The sequence below is a fragment of the Streptomyces sp. NPDC058086 genome (assembly GCF_042885015.1).
In the GTDB taxonomy this organism is placed as follows: domain Bacteria; phylum Actinomycetota; class Actinomycetes; order Streptomycetales; family Streptomycetaceae; genus Streptomyces.
Genome location: NZ_JBHVST010000242.1, coordinates 1 through 4160 on the forward strand (window position 1 = coordinate 1; position 4160 = coordinate 4160).

The following is a 4160-nucleotide window of genomic DNA, read 5'->3' on the forward strand; positions in this document are numbered from 1 at the left end:
CACGCGGACACGGTGGGCGCCCAAAACGTTCTACGGGCCGGGCTGGTCCATCGCGACGCCAACCCGGCATAGCGAGAAGCCCCCTCGTTTACGAGGGGGAGGAGTCACGTACTGGAGGGTCAGCCCTTCGGATCCGCCGGCAGCCCGATCTCGCAAGCCCTCAGGAGGCTGGGTGTGGTGGCCGATGCGGCCACGGACGAGTTCGCAACCGTGGGGCTGGACCGCCATCGGCACAGCGAGGACTGGATTGCTTAGTACTCCAGCTGTAGATCTTGATCACGGTTGTTGCACGGCCTGTCGCCGGTAGTGGCTGGTACGGGCGCGGGCTTGGTGTCGTCGGCGCCATTCTGACCAGCGGAGTCGGTGCGCCAGGTCGCAGACGGGCTGGGCAATGAACGCTGCGAAGAGCCGTTGGATCTCTCTGCACGTCAGCGGGACGAGCCCTGACGGTGTCGTCGCGGCGGCTCCTGATCACGCGGAGGCAGCCGCTGACCGTGGTGCATGGCGGGAGGTGGAACTGGCGGCGGTAGACGGCCAGGTCGCTCTCCAGGTTGGGGTGGTGGTGGGCGACGTTGATCGCCACCGTCCGGCCCCTGCCGTGCTGGCCGAACAGGTTGTAGGCGCGGCGGAGGTCGAGGGGGCTGAGGCCGGGCGGATTCTGGTTCGGCGGGACGGACGCAAGCGGTGGCAGGTCGGTGCGTACCCAGGCCGGCGGTCGAGGAATGCACGCCGTGGGAGGAGCTGCGAGAGGCCCACCTCGCCCGCCTCGCAGCACAGCGTCCGGCCGTCGCCTGATGCCCGGACGGCGCCGCGCTCAGATCGCCTTCAGCGACTCCGCGGCGAAGCAGCTGGAGAACCTCACCGACGAACACCAGATCCACGCCCTGGACCGCGCCCTGGTCGCCATCTCCGTCGACCCCGAGATCGGCGAGCCGATCCCCGGCGACACCGCCCACCCCGAACTCCGCCAGTACGCAGACGAGATCGAACGAGTTCGCGTCCTGTACTTCGTCACCGCACTGCGCAGTGTGGTGGTCGTCGCGTACATCGAGGCTTGAGCTTGCCGTTTAACGACTCCGCTGGGCAGGCAACGGTGCTGGGGCAGCGATCGACGTAGGTCTATCCCCAACAGCGTTTTACCCACCATCCGTCGTCGGGCGAGGCGAAGGGGTCGGGCCAGGTTTTGGCGATGTAGAGATCGTCGAGCGGTTTCACCAGACGCCGCAGTTCACGCGCCGCCTGTGGCGGAAGAGCGTGCATTGCCGCTTCCAGAACTCCCCGCTCGTCGGTTGTGTAGAAGGGGTTACACAAAGGACAACCACAACCGCCGGAGAGAGCACGACTGGGGCGGTGGGCTGTTCGTGACCACTGCTGCAAGGCCTGGGCTATCGCCCCAGGCCAGAGCCGATCGTGTTCGAGGCGGGAAACCGCTCCGGCAAGCTTGCCGGAGCGACGCGGCAACCCAGGCGTTGGTGTTCCATGCGTCTGTTGCCTCGGGCGACGTCCGGAGGCGCGGACTTGGGACGGCCGATTACGCGGCATCGTCCTTTCTGAGCTTGTTGTTCACGGGGCCAGCATGCCAGATCCGGGGACGGCTTCGCGCCCCGGATTAGGCGTCGGATGGGTCGTCTCGCCAGTGCGCCGGGGCTTGGTTCCAAAGAGCTGGAGGCCGGTACATCCGCTGACGGCACCGTTCGCGTTGCCGTCCTGGGAACGCTTCAGGGATCTGTGCGACATCCCGTGAGTTCTACTGGGCCTTGGCGAGTCCCCAACCCCGTGGCCAGGGGGTTCGTCCTCTCTTTGATGCCATTTCGCGGTCTGACGTGATTTCGGAATTGCTGAAGTGTTCCCACTTTGTCTGACCAGTCCACAGTCAGGGTGAAGGTGAGGGGCGTGGGTCAGTGGTGGGCGGTTGCCACTCGTCACACCAGAGCCGCGCGCCCGAGCCGGTTGCATGTCCCCGTACCGGCCGGTGAGGGGCAGCGGTGACGGCCTCCTGTACCGGCCAGGCAGGTCGGCTGCGGCGTAGGCCGATAGCGGTCCGGAAGGGGCTGGTTGTGCGGCGAGGGCGGGAACCGCCCATCCCTTTCGGTCGTCACTGAATGTAAGTGTCTGCTTTCGCAAGGCGAGGATGGTGGGGGATGGATCCGGTATCGGTGGGGCTGCTGGCGGCGCTGGCCGGCGGGGCCGGCGGGGAGGCTGGCCGGCAGGCGTGGGCGGGGCTGAGTGCGCTGGTGCGGCGCCCGTTCCGCCGGAATGGCGGCGAGCAGGCCCCGGTGGTCAGTTCCGGGGAGCCGGAACTGGTGGCCCTTACCGCAGATCCGGGCGCTCAGGGCCGGGCGCAGGCGCTGAGCACGGCGCTGGCGGTACGGGCCGCGGTGGATGAGGACTTCCGTACCCATCTTGCAGCCTGGCAGGAGCAGGCCACACTGGTGCGCACCGGCGACGGGGCGGTGACGAACACCGTCAGCGGCGGTACCCAGAATGGGCCGGTCGTACAGGGCCGGGACTTCTCCAACCTGACCTTCACCACCCCACCCCCGCCCCCTGCACCGCCCTCCTCCGGTGCTCCCGGTGACAGCGCAGCCGACTCGACGCGGTGACCGGCGTGAGCGACGCCCGCAAGGGCGGCGCGACCAGCAACACGATCACCGGCGGGATCTTCTTCCACGCGGTCGTCCAGGGCCGGGACATCACCGTGCAGCTGCCACCGACAATCACCCCGGCGCTGTCCGGGCTGCCCGCCCCGGCCTCTGCCTTCACCGGCCGCGACAAACACGTCGAGCAACTGCTGGCGGACCTGGCCCCCGCCACCGGCGGTGCGGGCGAGCAGCGCACGGTGCTGGTGAGCGCGGTGGCAGGGCTGGCCGGCATCGGCAAGACCGAACTCGCCGTCCAGACCGCCACCCAGGCCCTCAAACAGCCAGACTGGTTCCCCGGCGGGGTGCTGTTCACCGACCTCGCCGGCTACGACCCCGAACGCCGCCTCTCCCCAGAACGGGCCCTGGAAGGCCTGCTGCGCGCCCTGGCCATTCCCGGCGAGCACATCCCCAACGGCCTGGAGGACCGGCAACGGTTGTACCGCAGCGTGCTGGCCGCCTACGCCCGCGAGCACCGGCGCGTCCTCGTCGTCGTCGACAACGCCTCCGCCACCGGCCAGGCCGGCCCGCTGCTGCCCACCGACGGCACCACCGCAGCCCTGGTCACCTCCCGCCACACCCTCGACGGCCTCGACGCCCGCCTCCACGACCTCGACACCCTCGACGAAGCCGCCTCCACCGCCGTGCTCGACCAGGCCCTGCGCCACGCCCGAGGCACCGACGACACCCGCTTCACCGATGGTGCCGAGGCGGCCGCCACGATCGCCCGGCTATGCGCGGGCCTGCCGCTCGCGCTGCGCATCGCCGCCGCCATCCTGGCCGCCGCCCCCAGCCGGCCCGCCGCGTCCCTGGCCGTCGCGCTGCAGGCCGAACACTCCCGGCTGGACAAACTCGCCCGCCCCGACCGCGCGGTACGCGCTGCCTTCGACCTGTCCTACCAGCACCTCGCCCCCGGCCAGGCCCGGCTGTTTAGGCTGCTGCCCCTCAACCCCGGCCCCGACCTGTCCACCGACGCCGCCGCCCGCCTAACCGGCTCCGATCCCGACCAGGCCGAGGGACTCCTGCAGCACCTCGCCGAAGCCCACCTGATCGAACCCGCCCTGGCCTGGGGCCGCTGGCGCATGCACGACCTGGTCCGCCTCTACGCCGACGAACACGGCCGCACCTACGCCACCCCCGACCAACGCGACAGCGCCCGCACCCGCCTGTTCACCCACTACCAGGACACCACCCAAGCCGCCAACACCCACCTGGACACCCTCCCCGGCCCCCGCGCGCCCCACTTCCCAGACCGCGCCGCTGCCCTGCGATGGCTGGATGCCGAACACGCCAGCTTGACCGCCACCGCCACCGCCGCACCAGCTCTCGGCCACCCCGCTACCACCACCTCCCTCGTCTTCTCCCTTGCCCGGTACCTCGACTACCGCCGCTACTTCGACGACTGGATCACCCTCACCACCAGCGCCCTGGCCATCTGCCGTGAGCTCGGCGACCGCCACGGCGAAGGCCAGGCGCTGAACAACCTCGGCGGCGCCCTGCAGGGGGTGCGGCGGTTCGAGG

At 70.0% G+C, this 4160-nt stretch carries 2 protein-coding genes and 2 pseudogenes; 3 read left to right on the forward strand and 1 reads right to left on the reverse strand.

Going from position 1 to position 4160, the window contains the following annotated elements; genetic code table 11:
• Positions 1 to 276: 276 nt before the first annotated feature.
• Positions 277 to 453, reverse strand: a pseudogene (locus ACFVWD_RS57620) (IS701 family transposase); the annotation flags it as partial.
• Between the two features lie 341 nt (positions 454 to 794).
• Between ACFVWD_RS57620 and ACFVWD_RS57625 the strand changes: the two are divergent.
• The 3 genes and pseudogenes from ACFVWD_RS57625 to ACFVWD_RS57635 form a co-directional block, all read left to right on the forward strand.
• On the forward strand, positions 795 to 1058 hold the full coding sequence (locus ACFVWD_RS57625; protein WP_389607128.1) for a hypothetical protein: 264 nt from the start codon (positions 795 to 797) through the stop codon (positions 1056 to 1058).
• A 1083-nt stretch (positions 1059 to 2141) separates the two neighbouring features.
• Positions 2142 to 2603: a hypothetical protein gene (locus tag ACFVWD_RS57630; protein ID WP_389607130.1), complete on the forward strand. Its 462-nt coding sequence runs from the start codon at positions 2142 to 2144 to the stop codon at positions 2601 to 2603.
• 5 nt (positions 2604 to 2608) lie between these two features.
• Positions 2609 to 4160, forward strand: a pseudogene (locus ACFVWD_RS57635) (tetratricopeptide repeat protein); the annotation flags it as partial.